General features: G+C 67.9%; 13 protein-coding genes. 7 read left to right on the top strand and 6 right to left on the bottom strand.

Translation table 11 applies throughout. The features are described from left to right. Window positions 1-181: 181 nt before the first annotated feature. On the top strand, window positions 182-2,215 hold the full coding sequence (locus tag QME70_10610) for a sigma 54-interacting transcriptional regulator (protein ID MDI6895027.1): 2,034 nt from the start codon (window positions 182-184) through the stop codon (window positions 2,213-2,215). Between the two features lie 63 nt (window positions 2,216-2,278). Here QME70_10610 and QME70_10605 read toward each other — a convergent pair whose 3' ends face one another. Continuing rightward, window positions 2,279-3,262 carry a DUF4921 family protein gene (locus tag QME70_10605; GenBank protein ID MDI6895026.1) on the bottom strand — a complete coding sequence of 328 codons (984 nt, stop codon included), beginning with the start codon at window positions 3,260-3,262 and terminating at the stop codon, window positions 2,279-2,281. A gap of 257 nt (window positions 3,263-3,519) precedes the next feature. On the opposite strand from QME70_10605, the gene QME70_10600 reads away from it, so the two are divergent. The 6 genes from QME70_10600 to ugpC all read left to right on the top strand — a co-directional run bounded on the left by QME70_10600 (window position 3,520) and on the right by ugpC (window position 9,985). Continuing rightward, a complete protein-coding gene (locus QME70_10600) occupies window positions 3,520-4,227 on the top strand; it encodes a DUF5752 family protein (GenBank protein MDI6895025.1) in 708 nt (235 codons plus the stop codon). Window position 4,228: 1 nt separating this feature from the next. Then, complete coding sequence (locus tag QME70_10595) at window positions 4,229-5,470, top strand: glycosyltransferase (protein ID MDI6895024.1); 1,242 nt, start codon at window positions 4,229-4,231, stop codon at window positions 5,468-5,470. 170 nt (window positions 5,471-5,640) lie between these two features. Continuing rightward, window positions 5,641-6,843, top strand: coding sequence for an ABC transporter substrate-binding protein (locus QME70_10590; protein ID MDI6895023.1), 1,203 nt, complete (start codon window positions 5,641-5,643; stop codon window positions 6,841-6,843). 32 nt (window positions 6,844-6,875) lie between these two features. Further along, the gene (locus QME70_10585; protein ID MDI6895022.1) at window positions 6,876-7,778 is read left to right on the top strand and encodes a sugar ABC transporter permease; all 903 of its coding nucleotides are present in this window, start codon (window positions 6,876-6,878) and stop codon (window positions 7,776-7,778) included. Between the two features lie 6 nt (window positions 7,779-7,784). After that, window positions 7,785-8,744, top strand: coding sequence for a carbohydrate ABC transporter permease (locus tag QME70_10580; protein MDI6895021.1), 960 nt, complete (start codon window positions 7,785-7,787; stop codon window positions 8,742-8,744). Between the two features lie 122 nt (window positions 8,745-8,866). Beyond that, window positions 8,867-9,985, top strand: coding sequence for a sn-glycerol-3-phosphate ABC transporter ATP-binding protein UgpC (ugpC, locus tag QME70_10575; protein MDI6895020.1), 1,119 nt, complete (start codon window positions 8,867-8,869; stop codon window positions 9,983-9,985). A 156-nt stretch (window positions 9,986-10,141) separates the two neighbouring features. On the opposite strand, the gene QME70_10570 is transcribed toward ugpC, so the two are convergent. From QME70_10570 to QME70_10550, 5 genes are all read right to left on the bottom strand, one after another. After that, window positions 10,142-11,215 (bottom strand): M42 family metallopeptidase, encoded by a 1,074-nt coding sequence (locus tag QME70_10570; protein MDI6895019.1) that lies wholly within the window; start codon window positions 11,213-11,215, stop codon window positions 10,142-10,144. An 82-nt stretch (window positions 11,216-11,297) separates the two neighbouring features. Continuing rightward, window positions 11,298-12,713 carry a M28 family peptidase gene (locus QME70_10565; GenBank protein MDI6895018.1) on the bottom strand — a complete coding sequence of 472 codons (1,416 nt, stop codon included), beginning with the start codon at window positions 12,711-12,713 and terminating at the stop codon, window positions 11,298-11,300. A gap of 259 nt (window positions 12,714-12,972) precedes the next feature. Next, complete coding sequence (locus QME70_10560; protein MDI6895017.1) at window positions 12,973-13,380, bottom strand: hypothetical protein; 408 nt, start codon at window positions 13,378-13,380, stop codon at window positions 12,973-12,975. 178 nt (window positions 13,381-13,558) lie between these two features. After that, window positions 13,559-14,566, bottom strand: a complete 1,008-nt coding sequence (locus tag QME70_10555; GenBank protein ID MDI6895016.1) for an NAD(P)H-dependent oxidoreductase — start codon at window positions 14,564-14,566, stop codon at window positions 13,559-13,561. 55 nt (window positions 14,567-14,621) lie between these two features. Continuing rightward, window positions 14,622-15,749: an acyl-CoA dehydrogenase family protein gene (locus QME70_10550; protein ID MDI6895015.1), complete on the bottom strand. Its 1,128-nt coding sequence runs from the start codon at window positions 15,747-15,749 to the stop codon at window positions 14,622-14,624. Between the last annotated feature and the right edge of the window lie 34 nt (window positions 15,750-15,783).

Here is a 15,783-nt window from a genome sequence, read left to right as displayed (position 1 = left end):
TCCTCCCATGGGTAGCAAGGCGCGTGCCAGGGCACCGCTCCCGGGAAAGCCGCACCGCGTCAGGTGCCCGGCACCAGAACTGTTTCATTCCGCCCCGGCGTTCCAGCCCGGGCGTGCCAGCCCGGGCGTTCCACAAGGAAACATGGGCCGGAACAGCGAAGGTGGTCGGGGGAGGAAAAGCGTGCGGGAGATCGTCTGCATTGCCCCCTATCGCGAACTGGCCCACATGGTGGAGCGGGTGGCGGCAGAACTGGCGATACAGGTCGATGTGATGGTGGGCCGCATGGAGACGGGAGTGGAGATGGCCCTCACCTGCCAGGCGGAGGGCGCCGAAGTTCTGATCAGCCGGGGAGCCACCACCTGGTGGATCCACAACGCGGCTGTCTCCCTGCCTGTGGTGGACATCCCCATCACGGGCTACGACCTCCTGGATGCGTACTACCGTGCCCGCGAGCTGGGACACCCCATCGGCATCACCGACCTGCCCGAGGTGCTGCGCGGGGCGGAAAGCCTGGAGGAAATCGTGGGCCAGACGTTCATCAAGTTCCCCCTGCCCGACTACGACCAGATCGAACGGGGCATCGCCGCCCTCAAGGCGGCCGGCGCCCGGGTGGTGATCGGGAAAATCGTTATGGCCAGCCTGGCCGAGCGCTACGGCATGCGCGGGGTGACCATCAACTCCGGGCGGGAAGCGGTGGCGGTAGCCCTGGAGGACGCCTCCCGCGTGCTGCAGGTGCGCAAGGTGGAGCGGCAGCGGGCGGAGCAGATCAAGGCCATCCTCGACTTCGCCTACGAGGGCATCGTGGCCGTGGACGCCAGCGGGAGAGTCACCGTTTTCAACCCGGTGGCCGAACGCATCATGCAGGTGCGGGCCCGCGATGTCATCGGTCGTCCCGCCGCGGAGGTGATCCCCAACACCCGCCTCCCCCAGGTGCTGGGGAGCGGCAAGCCGGAACTGGGGGAGATCCAGGACCTTGGGAAAACGCGCATCGTAACCAACCGGGTACCCATCCTGGTCAACGGCCGCATCGCCGGGGTGGTGGCCACCTTTCAGGAAGTGGGGAGCATCCAGCGTCTGGAGCAGAACATCCGGCGCAAGCTGGCCGCCCGCGGGCACGTGGCCCGCTGGACCTTCGCCGACATCCAGGGCGAGAGCCCGTCCATGAAGCACGCCATCCGGCAGGCCCACCGCTTCGCCCAGGTGGATTCCACCGTGCTCATCACGGCGGAGACAGGCACGGGCAAGGAGATGTTCGCCCAGGCCATCCACCTGGACAGCCCCCGGCACGACGGGCCCTTTGTGGCGGTCAACTGCGCCGCCCTGGCGGACGAGCTGCTGGAAAGCGAGCTATTCGGGTATGCGGAGGGCGCCTTCACGGGCGCCCGCCGGGGCGGTAAGCCCGGCCTGTTCGAGCTGGCCCACGGGGGCACCATCTTCCTGGACGAGATCGCGGAAATGTCCGAGCGCCTGCAGGCCAAGGTACTGCGCGTGCTGGAGCAGCACGAGGTGGCCCGCCTGGGTGACGACAGGGTCATCCCCGTGGACGTGCGGGTGATCGCGGCCACCAATCGCAACCTGGCCGACCTGGTGAGGCAGGGTCGCTTCCGCGACGATCTCTACTATCGGCTGAATGTACTGCGCTTGAGCATTCCCCCCCTGCGCGAGCGCAAGGAGGACGTACCCATCCTGGCCCGCGCCATCCTCCGGGAACTCCACGACCGTTACGGCCGCGGCCCGCAGGACATCCCCCCGGAGGCGCTCGCCCTCCTGGGGGCATGGGATTGGCCCGGCAACGTGCGGGAGCTGCGCAACCTGGTGGAGCGCCTGGCCATCCTCACGGACGGGCCCACCCTGGAGCGGGATGCCATCGCCGCCGTCCTGGACTGGCCTGCCCTTGCCTCGCCCCCTGCCTCTACCACCGCGCTCGCAGCTGGCGCCCCCCGCCCGGCCCCGCCGGCCCCCACCGCCACCTCCCCCCACGCTGCACCGCGATCAGGCGTCCCCACCACCGCCGCGGCGACCGGTGCCAGCATGGCTACCGCTAAGGCCGCCGCGAAGGAGGACGGCAGGGGCAAAGGTGTCCTGGGCGAGCTGGAAGACGAGACCATCCGTCAGGCCCTGATTCAGACGGGGGGTAACAAGACCCAGGCGGCTGCCTTGCTCGGCATAGGCCGCACCACCCTCTGGCGGCGCCTGCGCGCCCGTCGCTCTTAGCCGACCAGAGATCGCCCTCCCAGAGCGGGCAAGGCGCGGTGACGACGAGGAACATCGGCCGGTTCAGCGTGCGCCGAGGTTCGACCGCAGGTGCCGGGCTGCCGCCTCGGGCGGCACCGGATTGATGAACCATCCCGTGCCCCACTCGAAACCTCCGGCGGTGCCCGTCCTCGGTATCCATTCCAGGTGGCAGTGATAGTGAGGGTAGGAGCCTCCGTCACAGGGAGCAGAATGCAGGATCAGGTTAAAACTGGTGCCGCCGGGGGTCCCGAAGTGGCAGGCAGCCAGTGCCTGCAGCACCCTGGCCAGCAAGGCCAGTTCAGGCGGCGTGAGATTGCCGAAATCCGGCTCGTGCCGCCGGGGCACCACCCAGGTTTCGTAGGGAACTCGGGAGGCAAAGGGGCAGAAGGCGACGAAATCGCCGTTGGCCAGCACCAGCCGGGGTCCCCCTGCTTCCCGGGCGACCACATCGCAGTAGGGACACCTGCCGGTGGCAGATGAGTACGCCGCCGCCCGGCTCAGTTCCGCTTCCGGTGAAAGGGGGACGAGGGGGAGCGCTACCAGCTGGGAGTGGGGATGGCTCAGCGAAGCCCCCGATGCAGGACCCGAGTTCCTGAACAGTTGGACATACCGTACCGAAGGGTCGCGGGCATGGTGCCGGTACCTGGCCTGCCATGCCTGCAGGACCAGAGTCAGGTGCCGCCCCGCCATGGAGGCCCAGGTGGCATGGTGGTCGGGGTGCTCCACGATAACCTCGTGTGCCCCCACCGCTGGCACCGCGTGGTACAGTTCTTCCTTCTGCGGGCCGGCCGAGGGACCCCTGGCTCCCGGGAGCAGAGCGGGGAACAGGTTGTCAACCACTCTGACCAGCCAGTGCTCACCGGTCTCGTCACGCCACGAGGCCAGTTCGGGGGGCGTCAGATCCTCGTTTCCCGGGCAGAAGGGGCACTCCCCCCCGCCCTTGGCTTCCACCGGCCGCCTGGCCCTACCGGCAGCCACGCCCGCCCAGGTGCCAGAAAAGGGATCGTGCCTCAGTTCCGCTTCCACCGGTGACTTCCCCCACTCTCATGGTGCCCGGTGTTCGCCTTCGTTCTCTCGGCGACCGGCGCTTCGGTTCATTCTCATGGTGACTGGTGTTTGCCTTCGACAGCGGCGGGCGTCCACTCCTCCCATGCCGTGCTCCCCGGCCGCCGGCACCGTGACCGGAGGGGTTGCCGGCCGCGCTGGAGGAGGGAAAGGCAACCGCGCGAAGAATGTGAGGGGAGGTCAGACACAGACGAAACGGGGGGATCGCCGTGGGGGACATGGCCGGGCCCCCGGGGGCACGCCCGTTGCGGCTCACCGGGGGGAAATCCGGTTTCACCTTTTACACCGAGCGGCGCCTGGTGCAACTGACCGGTGTCAAGGCCCACAACCTGGACGAATTCCTGGCCGCGCTGCGGACGGTGGGCGGGGCGAGCATCTTCTACCACACCCACCACAGCTTCCTGCAACGGCAGTTTGCCGCACCGCTGTACAACGGCAACGACTTTGCCACCTGGACCGCCACTGCCCTGGGGGAAGGAGAACTCGCAGAAAGACTGGGCAGCATCAACATCCTGGACTGCGAGTCGATCCGGGACCTGCGGCAGACGCTCATCGCCGTAATGGAGGATCACCTGGCAGCTCACCCAAACCGGCAGCGCCGCCAGGCCGACCCGCTGGACGCTTTCCACTTTGCCAGCTCCAGGAGCTTCGTGTTCCCCGCCGGGAGAGTGGCCCGCAGCCTGGAGGAGTTCGCCTGGCATGTGAGCCGCATCAGCGTCCACTCGCTCTTCTATCACGTCTTCGTGGCCCGGCTCAATCCCGACTGCCGCGACCGGGACTTCGCCGTGTGGATAGAAGAACAACTGGGACTGGACGACCTGGCCGGGCAGATACGGCGGCTTGACCCCTACCCCCGACCCCTCGAGGATCTGCGGTCGGATCTGGTGAACGTGCTGGCGCGCTACATCGACACCGGGGGGCGCTGAAATGAGCAGGGCACGCCGACTGGAAGACTATGCCGAAGTGGTGAACCCCGAGGAGCTGCGCGAGATATGGTCGGTGGTACGCCACGTGGAGGGCACCACCATGGTGCACGTTAACTCCACCAGGATGGGCGGGGGCGTGGCCGAGATCCTGGAAGCCATGATCCCCCTTCTCAACAGCGTGGGGGTCACGGCGCGCTGGGAAGTCATCGAACCACTGCCCGGATTCTTCCCCTTCACCAAGGCCCTGCACAACGGCCTCCAGGGGGCACCCTTCCTCCTGCGAGAGGAGCAGGTGGACACCTACGTCAGGTGCCAGGAGATCAACGCCTCCCGGTTGGACCTGGACGCCGACTGCGTGATCATCCACGACCCGCAGCCGGCCGGCCTCATCCGCCATCGCGCCCGGGGCCGGTCGCGCTGGGTGTGGCGGTGCCACATCGACCTGTCCGCCCCCGACCCGGTGGCCTGGCGCTTCCTGCGCCCGTACGTGGAGCAGTACGACGCCAGCATCTTCTCTATACCCGCCTTCGCCCAGGAGCTGCCCCACAACCAGTTCATGATCGAACCCTCCATAGACCCCCTGAACGACAAGAACCGGGACCTGGACGTCCGCACGGTGCAGGACGTCCTCGAGCGGTATGGTATCGACCCGGGAAGGCCCATCATAACCCAGGTGTCCCGCTTTGACGCCATGAAGGATCCCCTGGGGGTGATGAGGGCTTTCCGGGAGGTGCGACGGCGCGAAGACTGTCAGCTGGTGCTGGCGGGAGGAGGCGCCACCGACGACCCCGAAGGGCAGCAGGTCCTGGCCCAGGTGAGAGAAGAGGCCAGCCAACAACCGGACATCCACGTCCTGGAGCTTCCTCCCGAAAGCGATGTCGAGATCAACGCCCTGCAGCGGGCGTCCACCATCATCGTACAGAAGTCCCTACGGGAGGGGTTCGGGCTCACGGTGACCGAGGCCCTGTGGAAAGGCAAGCCGGTGGTGGCAGGGGCCGTAGGTGGTATCCGCCGCCAGGTGATCCACGGGTTCACCGGCTTCCTGGTCAGGTCGGTGGAAGGGCTGGCCTACCGCCTCCGCCAGCTGCTGCACGATCCCGCCCTGCGGCGGGCCATGGGCGACAATGGACGCGAGCACGTGCGTAACAATTACCTGATCACCCGCCACCTCAAGGACTACCTGCTCCTCCTCCTCGCAGTGCGCCATCCCGACGCCGACGTCACCGAGCTGCGCGCCCCGTAGTGCCACTTCGCACCCAGATCTGGCAAGGAAGATCCAGAACAGGGAGGGGAATGGCAACCCGACCGCGAATAATAGAAAGCAACCAACGCAGGCGGGACCCGCCGCATTCATTTCGCCGGGACACATGCCAGGATGATCGAGTAGTCCCGCGCAGAAAAGGAGGGGGTTTCGTGAAACGGTGGTTGCTTCTGTTGGTGGTCGGCTTGCTGGCACTGTCGGGTTGCACCGGGGCTCCCGCCCCCGCGGTCGAGCCCGCACCCAAGCCGGTGCTTACCGTCATCGGTCCCTGGTCAGGCCCCGAGATGGACGCGTTCGTCCCCGTCCTCAAAGCGGCAGAGGGAAAGCTGGGCGCCAAGATCAACTATCGCATCTACCGGGCGGAGGACCTGTCCGCCATCCTGCCGGCCCAGTTTGAGGCGGGTCAGGCCCCGGGCGACGTGATCTTCATGTGGGACTGGTGGGTTAAGAAGAACACCCAGCACGCCGTGGCCCTGACCGACGTCTGGCAGAGCGAGGCAGGGCAGTTCATCCTCACGGCGGCCGAGGCCGGGGGCAAGGTGTGCGCGGTCCCCTACGCCATGACGGTGAAGCCCGGCTTCTGGTACCGCAAGTCCTTCTTCCAGCAACACAATCTCAAGCCCCCCAACACCTGGGAGGAACTGAAGGCGCTGCTGGATCAGGCGGCCAAGGTGCCGGGCGTGGAGAAGCCCATCGTGACCGGGGACGGCGTGGGCTGGCCCATCAGCGACATCACCGAGCACTTCCTCATCACCTGCGGCGGGCCCCAGCTGCAGCTCGACCTCATCGCAGGCAAGGTGAAGTGGACCGACCCCCAGGTACGCAGCGTTTTCGCAGACCGGCTGGTCCCGTTGCTCCCCTACTTCAGCGATCCGGTGGAGTGGACCCAGGCCATCGACCTCTGGTGGAACGGGGAGTATGTCCTCTACTTCATGGGCAACTGGCTCACCGGCATGGTCAAGCAACCCGATGACCTGGGCGTCTTCACCCTGCCCGGGGCCAAAGGCGTGGTGGCCGGTACCGACTACGCCTTCATCCCCAAGTACTCGGAGAACGTGGACGCCGCCAAGAAGCTGGTCGCCTACCTCATCAGCCGCGAGGGTATGGAGACGCGAGCCAAACAGGGCGGCAAGCTGGCCGGTCGCAAGGATGTGCCCGCCGATGTCTACCCGCCCGCCGACAAGGCTCTGGCCGAGGCGCTGGCCCAGGTGGAAGTCACCCTGCCCGACCTGGACGACTCCATCGGGGGCGACTGGCAGCGCACCTTCTGGGATCAGTTGAAGCTGTTGTGGGTGAAGCCAAAAGCCCTGGACGACGTGCTCACCACCCTGGAAAGCAAGCGCCAATCCAAGTGAGCCGGGCAGCTCTCGGGCAGGTGAGGTAGGGGATGGATCCCCGAGGGGCCCGCGCCCGGCCCTGGGCTGACCCACTGCTGCTGGCCGCCCCGGCCCTTTTCTTGATCCTCGCCCTCATCGTGTATCCCGCCCTGCAGACGGTGGCGCTCTCCTTCCTGTCCAAAGATGGCGCCTTCGTCGGGCTCAAGAACTTCGCCGATGTGCTCTCCGACCCGGAGACCATGAACCTGGCGCGGTTCCCGGCCCGCACGCCTCCGTGGGGCTCGCTGGTGCACAACGCCATCTGGATTTTGCTGCACCTGCCCCTCACCGTCGCCATCGGACTCGGCCTGGCCATCCTGCTACGAGACGTGAAGGGTTCCGCCATTCTGAGGTCCGTCATCTTCCTGGGCATGGTCACACCCATGATCGTGGGCGGGGTAATCATCCGCTTCCTGTTCGACGAACACGCCGGCATCATCAACGCCTTCCTGCGCCTGGTGGGGCTGGAGGCCCTGGCCCGGAGCTGGACGGCATACCCCGACACGGCGCTGCTGTCGCTCATCCTGGGTTCGGTGTGGCTGTGGTCGGGGTTCGCCATGGTGCTGTATAGCGCCGGCCTTTCCACCATCCCGCGAGATTATTACGAGGCCGCCTGCGTGGACGGGGCCAGCCCGTGGCAGCAGTTCTGGCACATCACGGTCCCTTCCCTGCGGCCGGTGACCACCGTGGTGGTGGCCATGACCATCCTCTGGGGGCTCAAGATCTTCGACCTGGTCTACACCGCCACCCTGGGCGGTCCGGGCGGATCCTCCATGGTGCTCGCCCTTCAGATGTACTTCTACGGTTTCCGGGCCCTGCGGTTCAACACCGCCGCCGCCGTTGCCACCCTACTGTCCCTGTTCACCCTGGTGGTGGGCATCTGGTTCATCCGCAGCGGCCGTCGAGAGGAGTGAGCGCCGATGGGTGTAGTTTGGCAACCTGCGCCCGAGCGGCAACAACCTGCGCCCGAGCGGCAACCTGCGCCCGAGCGGCAACCTGCCCCCGTGTGCACTCCCGGGTCCTTCCCGGCCGGCCGTCCCGTGCGCAAGCCTCGCCTCCGACCCGCCGTCATCCTGCGCGATGCCCTGGCCTGGCTCGTCGGCCTACTCTGGCTCGTGCCCTTCCTGGGCATCCTCATGAGCGCGCTGCGGCCCCAGCCGGAACTGATCCACGGCTGGTGGCAATTCAGGCAGGCGACTCTCTCTGCGGAGAACTTCGTGCGTGCCTGGAATCACCCCACCGCCCCCATGGGGGAAGGTATCCGCAACTCTCTGGCGGTGGCCATCCCTTCCACGGTGCTGCCGCTCCTCATCGCCTCCCTGGCCGCGTACGGCTTTCTCCGGTCCCGGGCGCGCGCGCGCACCCCGCTTTTCGCCCTCATCATCCTCCTGCTGGCGGTGCCCCAACAGATGGTGGCCATCCCCCTGTTCCGCATACTGCGAGACTTCGGTTTCATCAACTCCTATGCCGGGCTGGTGGTAACCCACACGGCCTGGGCGCTGCCCTGGATGATCATGTTCCTGCGCAACTACTTCGCCACTCTCCCCCGGGAGGTGGAGGAGGCCGCCCTCATGGACGGGGCCGGCCGCCTGCAGATCTTCTGGCACGTCATCCTGCCCCTCAGCCTTCCCGGGCTGGCTTCGGCCGCGGCCCTGCAGCTGACCTGGGCCTGGAACGACTTCTTCATGGCCCTCATCCTGCTTTACGAACCCAGCCGGCTGGTGGCCACGCAGCGCATCCCGCTCTTGCGCGGCCAGTACCACGTGGACTGGGGCATCCTGACGGCGGCCTCGGTGCTCACCATAGCCGTCCCCATCCTCGTCTTCGCCCTGCTGCAGCGTTACTACGTGAGGGGCCTGATCGGCTGGACTCTCAAGTAGCACAGGTCTGTGCGGGCCCGCCGCCGGCCACACGGGCCCATCACCGGTCAGTGCGCACAGTCGCAGGTGCCGACCGCCTACCCGCCGGGGGCGTGGTCCGCCGGAATCGGAGGAGACAGTGAATGGCCACAGTGCAGCTTCACCGCGTGACCAAGCAGTTCGGTTACGTCACCGCCGTGCGCGACTTCACCCTGGAAATCGACGACGGCGAATTCGTGGTGCTGGTGGGACCGTCCGGGTGCGGCAAATCCACCCTGTTGCGGGCGGTCGCCGGACTGGAAGAGATCACCTCAGGGGAGATTTACATTGACGGTCGCCTGGTCAACCACGTGGCCCCCAAGGACCGCGACGTGGCCATGGTGTTCCAGAACTACGCCCTCTACCCGCACATGCACGTGTATGACAACCTGGCCTTCGGCCTGCGCATGCGGCACGCCCCCCGCGACGAGATCGACCGCCGCGTGCGCCAGGCTGCCGAGATCCTGGGCCTGTCCGACCTGCTCAGGCGGCGGCCGTCCCAGCTTTCGGGGGGACAGCGCCAGCGGGTGGCCCTGGGCCGGGCCATCGTGCGGGAGCCCAAGGCCTTTCTCATGGACGAACCTCTCTCTAACCTGGACGCCAAGCTGCGGGTGGAGATGCGCACCGAACTGGCCCGCCTGCACCAGCGCCTGCGGGTCACCACCATCTACGTGACCCACGACCAGACCGAAGCCATGACCATGGGCAGCCGCATCGTGGTCATGAAGGAGGGTCGCATCCAGCAGGTGGCCTCGCCGCTGGAACTCTACGAGCGGCCGGCCAACCTGTTCGTGGCCGGGTTTATTGGCTCACCGCCCATGAATTTTGTGCCGGGGACCCTGGCGCCCCGCGACAGCGGGCTCTGGTTCGTCACCGCCGGGATCAGCATCCGCGTGCCCCCGGCCCTGGCCGGCGCCACGGCGGGTCTCGCCGGGCAACCCATCGTGCTGGGCCTCCGGCCCGACGACATCCTGGTGGAGCCGGAGCGGGTCCGGGGCGTGACGGATGCCCGCATCGACGCCGTGGTGGAGGTGGTGGAACCCCTCGGTGCCGATGCCTACGTGCACCTCCTGGCTGGGCAGGACCGGCTCACCGCCCGGGTGCCCGGGCGCGTCGAGGTGCGCGTGGGCGACCGGCTCACCGTGGCCGCAGACTCCGAGCGCATTCACCTCTTCGACCCCACAACCGAGCAGGCACTGAGCCGCGTCACCACCTCCGCTTGAACGTTACCGTCGCCGTTACCGGGAAGGAATGCTGTGCGGGTCCGTGGGCGAACAGGGTCTGGGGCTGCCATCGAGCGCGATGCGCCACCCTGCTTCACGATAATCTTGCCCGCGCCCATCCCTTTCATCCCGGGTCACCACCCACCAGCGAGCTCATCAGGTCAATGCGGGGACGCGCTGCAGGGCGGCGTCGAGCAGCCGCAGGGTGTAGATCACGTCGGAGACGTGGGCCATCTCCACCGGGGAATGGGAGTACCGCCGCGGGATGGTGATCACGCCCGTGGGCACACCCTGCCTGGCCAGGTGGATGGCGCTGCCGTCTGTGGTGCCTCCCGTGAAAGCGGCCGTCTGGTAGGAGACGCCCGCGCGGCAGGCCGCCTCTTCCAGCAAATCCCGCACTCGCGGTGACAGGATGTGGCCCCGCTGTCCCGAGCCACTCATGAGCTGGATGACCGGACCCTTACCCAGGGTCACCGGGAAGAAGGGTCGGGGCGAGGCCATGTCGGGCGTGTCGCCGGAGGGGATGGTGTCCACCACCAGGGCCAGGTCCGGGTTCACCCGGTAGGCGGCCACGGTGGCGCCCCGCAAGCCCACTTCCTCCTGCACGGTGAAGGCCGCCACCACGGTGGCCACGGGCCGGCGCCCTTCCTCGTGGGTGCGGCGGAGCAACTCCGCCACCACCGCGCACCCCAGGCGGTCATCCAGGGCCTTGCCCGCCGCGATGCCCCCCGCCATGCGCACCAGAGGGCTGTGGAAGGCAACCGGGTCCCCCGGCCTTATGCCCAGAGCGGCCACTTCCTGGGCGCTCTTCGCCCCCACGTCAATGTACAGCTCGCGGTGCTCCCTCACCCGGCGGCGCTCTTCCTCGCCCAGGAAGTGCCCGGGCTTGCATCCGATGATGCCCAGGTGGCCGCGTATGCGCACGAAGCGCCCCGGCAACAGCGGGTCCTGCCACCCGCCCAGCTTCTCGAAACGGAGAAAGCCGCTCCCTTCCACCTGCGAGACCATACCCCCGATCTCATCGGTGTGGGCGGCCACCATGACCCGCGGTCCCCCGGGGCGCCCTTCTCGCACCAGGTAGAGGTTGCCCATGCCGTCGGTCTCCACCCGGTCCACCAGGGGCTCCAGTTCCCGCCTGAGCCAGGTGGCTACCGGTTCCTCGAACCCGGAGACGCCGTCGATGGCTGTCAGCGCCTCCAGCGTATCCAGCATCCGATCGTGGTTTTCCACGTTCAGTCACTCCTTGCGACCGGCCCGCCCGTCCTTGCACCCGGCCTGTGGCCGGCTGCCTGTGGCCGGCTCCCTGACCCGGTTACTCGGGGAAGGGGTAGCGCCCCTCGTACCGCAGGGGCTCCAGCAGATCTTCCGCCGCCAGCGTCTCTTTGATCTCCGGCCAGGCGCGGTGGCGGCCCGGCCAGGGATCCACGGCCGCCAGCCTGAGCATGAGGCGGCCGACCAGGATGGCATCCATCTGCAGGCCGCGCGCGCTCACCTTGTCCACGGTGTCGGCCGCGGTGTGGCCGAATCCCCGTCCCGCCCCCGGACCGGAGGTGAACCCGGAGATGGTAGCACTGGGGACCCCGGCCAGCATGAAGGGATAGAAGTCCGAGTACAGGCCGGGTCTGTTGCCGACGGGCAGCGGCTGCTTCATGTCCCGGAGGGCCGCCTCCATAGGCTCTTTTAGTTCAGGACACCCCTGCAGGGCGAAGAACTTATCCCCCTCCCGGCCAGCGCCGTCCAGGTTGAGCATGAAGGCGAATCTCCCCACCTCGCCCCGATGGGCGTCGACGTAAGCGTGGGCACCTATCAGCCCCATCTCTTCCAGGGGGAAGAGGATGAAGCGGACGGTGGCGCCCAGGAGGTCCCGGCAGCGGGCCAGGCCGCGCGCCCCCTCCAGCACCACCACCGCTCCCGAGGCGTCGTCCATGGCCCCCTGGGCGATGTCGTGGCCATCGAAGTGGGCTCCCACCACCAGTACCCGCTCGGGCCACCGGGTACCCGTGAGCTGGCCCACCAGGTTCCACGAGGTCATGGGATGCACCTGATCGGTGGTCTCCAGGCGCACCCGCACCGGGCCCCGTCGTGCCAGCCGCAACAGGGCCTCACCGGTTTCCTTGCTCACCCCCACTCCCGGGATCTCGGCCTCGCGGTTGAAGCGAATGGAGCCGGTCTCCTCCAGCAGGCCGGGGTCGTCCTTCATCCAGATGAAGCCGGCTGCCCCCGCCGCCACCGCCCGGCCGTACTTCTCGCCCCGGTGCATAGGACGCCGGAAGAAGCGGGGCGCCCGTGTGCTGACCAGCACCAAGTTCCCCCGGATCTGGTCGGCCAGGCGCTCGTAATCGGATGGCGCACCCTCTCCCAGGTTGACCAGATCCCCCTCCACGGTGGCGGCCTTCGTGTAGGGAAGAGAAACGCAGGGGAACTCCTTCTCCACCGGGGTGAGGGCCTGCAGGCTGGCCCTACCCCGCACCCATCCCGCATAAGGGAATGCCTCAGCGTGGACGTCCTCCAGGCCGTAAGCCCGCATCTTCTCCAGGATGAAGTCGCACGCCTTCCGCTCTCCCTCGGTCCCGCCGAACCGGGATCCGCACTCGTCGCAGAGGACGAGGAGGTTCTGGTACGCCTCGTCGGAGACGAAAAGTTCACCGGCCAGCGAACGGTCTGCGTCCCGCAGCCGCCCGTCGTCCGGCCGCCCAGCATTGCCACTATCAGTTCTTTGTTCCCTCATGCCGCAGCCCTTCCTTTCGCATACCGTAACTTCTCGCCCGCCCGCAGAAATCCTCTCGCCGGCATGACGGCCCCCTGGCCCGGACCAGCACGGTGCGCGGCGGTTGCTACCCCCCGGAATACCCCCCAGCCGCCCTAATAAGGGCTGAGCCGGCCCCGGGGCTGTCCCCGGCCGACCAGCTGCTCCCCATGCCCGGAAGTACAGGCACCTGAAGAATGGAGGCAAAGGCCGCTTTCCGACCGCCGTAGCCTGACCAGACTCACCTGGTCAGGATGACGGTGGTGACCAGGCCGGCAAAACCAAGTACCATGGTAACGATGGTACCGATGATCCAGTACCTCAGGCTCCGCTCCGCTGTCTCCAGGCGGCTCCCCAGCTCCTGCCGGAGGCCGTCCAGCCGCGCATCGACCGCCCCCAGGCGGCTGCCGAACTCCTGCCGGAGGCCGTCCAGCCGCGCATCGACCGCCCCCAGGCGGCTGCCGAACTCCTGCCGGAGGCCGTCCAGCCGCGCATCGACCGCCGCAATCCAGTCACTCAGCCTCTGCTCGAGCGTATCAATGCGCGCACTGAGCTTCCCGTCAACCGCGTCAATACGCGCGCTCAGCTTTTGGTCGAGGGAGTCAATGCGACCGCTGAGGGTTCGATCCAGCCCATCGATGCGGTGCAATATGTACAGAAACTCCTGGGAGCGGACCTTCCGCGCATATCCGCGCGAATCAGGCGAATTGTTCCCACTGTTGACCGGCATGGCATCCACCGCCCCCATTATACCACCGCTCTGCGGCCGGAATCTCCACGGAAGCAAATACCACCTCTTCCATTGTATCCCGACAGGTCGATTGCTGTCAAGCCCTGCCGGAAGGTGGCGCAGGCGGGGAAATCCACCAATCTTCCATCTGCCGGTAGCGCTCGCGCAGGGGCCGGATGGCGTCGCGGCGGGCAAGGTAGCGGTCCCGCGTGCTCATAACCCAGCCCTCGATGTGCTCGCGAGCGGGCACCGGGTCCCAGCGATGCCCCTGGGGCCCCGGGGCACGGAACTCGCCTACTCCTGCCGCGTCCAGTTGTGCCCGTGACGAACAGACGGGGCACTCCACCTCGCCCCGCCCCACGCGCAGGACCAGGCTGCCGCAAAACGGGCAGGCGAACACCCCTTCCTCGGTAAGGGGCGGACGCGGCCCTCTACAGCCGGCCCACCCCTCGCTGCAAGCGCTCCCGGCCCGGGCGGCCCCCGCCGACCCCCCAGGGTAACCACTTGCAGCCGGGGCACCCCCCGGTGTCCTGCGGGAACCCATCGGTGGCGGTTCGGGGCCGGTCGCCACCAGGCGGCCGAGGAGGTGGGCCCGCTCCGCCATACCTTCTTCGAGCAGCACCTCACCCGGACCGGGGGCGTAGGCGTGCAGCCACCCTACCGGAGGAGCCTGCATGGCCAGCAGGAGCAGGCTGAGAGGACCGGCGCCAAAGGGGTTCCAACCCCGCAGGCCGGCCACGCTGATGGCCGCCCCCCGGCGCCCCCGCCGGCCCAACTCCTCAACCTGGTGCCCGACCATGAGGTACCGATCGAGGACCAACTTGATCACGCCGGCCGGCCCCAGCACGTAGGTGGGGGCTCCCACCACCAGCCCATCCGCATCCAGCATCCGCTCGAACAGCCAGGGTACATCGTCATCGAGGCGGCAGGGCCGCCGGCTGAACACGCAGGACATGCACCCGTCGCAGGGAAGGATACGCAGGTCGGGGAGGCGCACCATGGCCACATCGGCCCCCGCCCCCCGCGCTCCGGCCAGCGCCTCCTTGACCAGAATCTCCGTGTTGCCCAGGCGGCGGGCCGACCCCACCAGACCCAGCACCTTCACGCTCATTCCCCCCGGTGGACGGCTGAGACCTCCCCTCGTCGCCTGCCCTCCGCTGCTAGCGGAGGAGATGAGCGGCGATGACCACCCGCATGATTTCGGAGGTGCCCTCGTAAATCTCGGTCACCTTTACGTCCCGCATGAGGCGCTCCACCGTGTAGTCGCACAGGTATCCGTATCCCCCGTGGATCTGCACCGCATCCTCGCAGCAACGCATGGCCATGCGGGTGGCAAACAGCTTGGCCTGGGCTGCTTCCCGGGTGAAGCGCTCCCCGCGGTCGGCCAGGGCCGCCGCCCGGTGACACAGCAGGCGGGCGGCATCGATGTCCGTGGCCATGTCCACCAGCCTCCACTGGATGCCCTGGAAGCTCGCAATGGGCTGCCCGAACTGTTCCCGCCGCCGCGCGTAATCGCTCGCATGCTCGTACGCGGCACGCGCGATGCCGATGGCCTGGGCGGCGATGCCCACCCGGCCCCGGTCCAGGGCCGACAGGGCGATCTTGAACCCCTCTCCCTCCCGGCCCAGGCGGTTCCCCTCCGGGATTCGGCAGTCCTCCAGGTAGACGGCAGTGGTGACCGAGGAGCGCAGCCCCATCTTCTCAAGGGGCGGCCCGAAGGAGATACCGGGGCGCTCCTTTTCCACCAGGAAGGCGGTAAGGCCCCGCGATCCCTGGGCGGGGTCGGTGGAGGCAATCAGCAGGTACAGGCCGGCCACGCCGCCACTGGTGATGAACATCTTCTCCCCGTCCAGTATGTAGTGAAGGCCCTCCCGCCGCGCTGTCGTCCTCACCGCCCCCGCGTCGGAACCGGCGCCGGGCTCGGTAAGGCAGAACGCCCCCAGCATTTCGGCCCTGCCCAGGGCGGGCAGCAAGCGGCGCTTCTGCTCTTGCGTGCCCCACGCCACGATGGAGCCGGCCACCAGGGCGCTGTGTACCCCCCAGATCAGGGCCGAGGAGGCACAGGCCCGGGCAATCTCCTCCATTGCGACGGCGTAGGCGAGCAGTCCCTGCCCCATCCCCCCGTATTCAGGCGGCAGCATGAGGCCGAAGAAACCCTCTTCCGCCATGCGCTCTATGCTTTCCCGAGGGAAGGCACCCTCCCTGTCGTACGCCGCTGCCCGCGGCTCCAGCTCCCGGGTAGCCAGGTCGGCCGCCCGGCGGCGTAACTCCTCATGCGGGCTCTCCATGATCAGGCCTCCTTCCGCAAGACACCCGGTCCCG

The organism is Bacillota bacterium, from assembly GCA_030019365.1.
In the GTDB taxonomy this organism is placed as follows: Bacteria; Bacillota; Sulfobacillia; order JACIYH01; family JACIYH01; genus JACIYH01.
The sequence above is the reverse complement of the archived record's forward strand: the minus strand, read 5'-3'. Positions and strand labels throughout refer to the sequence as shown.

What these genes read in the sequence shown, in the direction of transcription:
- QME70_10600 (MDI6895025.1), top strand. Translation starts at nt 3,520, where the DNA reads ATGGCCGGGCCCCCGGGGGCACGCCCGTTGCGGCTCACCGGGGGGAAA.
- QME70_10595 (MDI6895024.1), top strand. Translation starts at nt 4,229, where the DNA reads ATGAGCAGGGCACGCCGACTGGAAGACTATGCCGAAGTGGTGAACCCC.
- QME70_10585 (MDI6895022.1), top strand. Translation starts at nt 6,876, where the DNA reads ATGGATCCCCGAGGGGCCCGCGCCCGGCCCTGGGCTGACCCACTGCTG.
- QME70_10580 (MDI6895021.1), top strand. Translation starts at nt 7,785, where the DNA reads ATGGGTGTAGTTTGGCAACCTGCGCCCGAGCGGCAACAACCTGCGCCC.
- ugpC (MDI6895020.1), top strand. Translation starts at nt 8,867, where the DNA reads ATGGCCACAGTGCAGCTTCACCGCGTGACCAAGCAGTTCGGTTACGTC.
- QME70_10565 (MDI6895018.1), bottom strand. Translation starts at nt 12,713, where the DNA reads ATGAGGGAACAAAGAACTGATAGTGGCAATGCTGGGCGGCCGGACGAC.
- QME70_10550 (MDI6895015.1), bottom strand. Translation starts at nt 15,749, where the DNA reads ATGGAGAGCCCGCATGAGGAGTTACGCCGCCGGGCGGCCGACCTGGCT.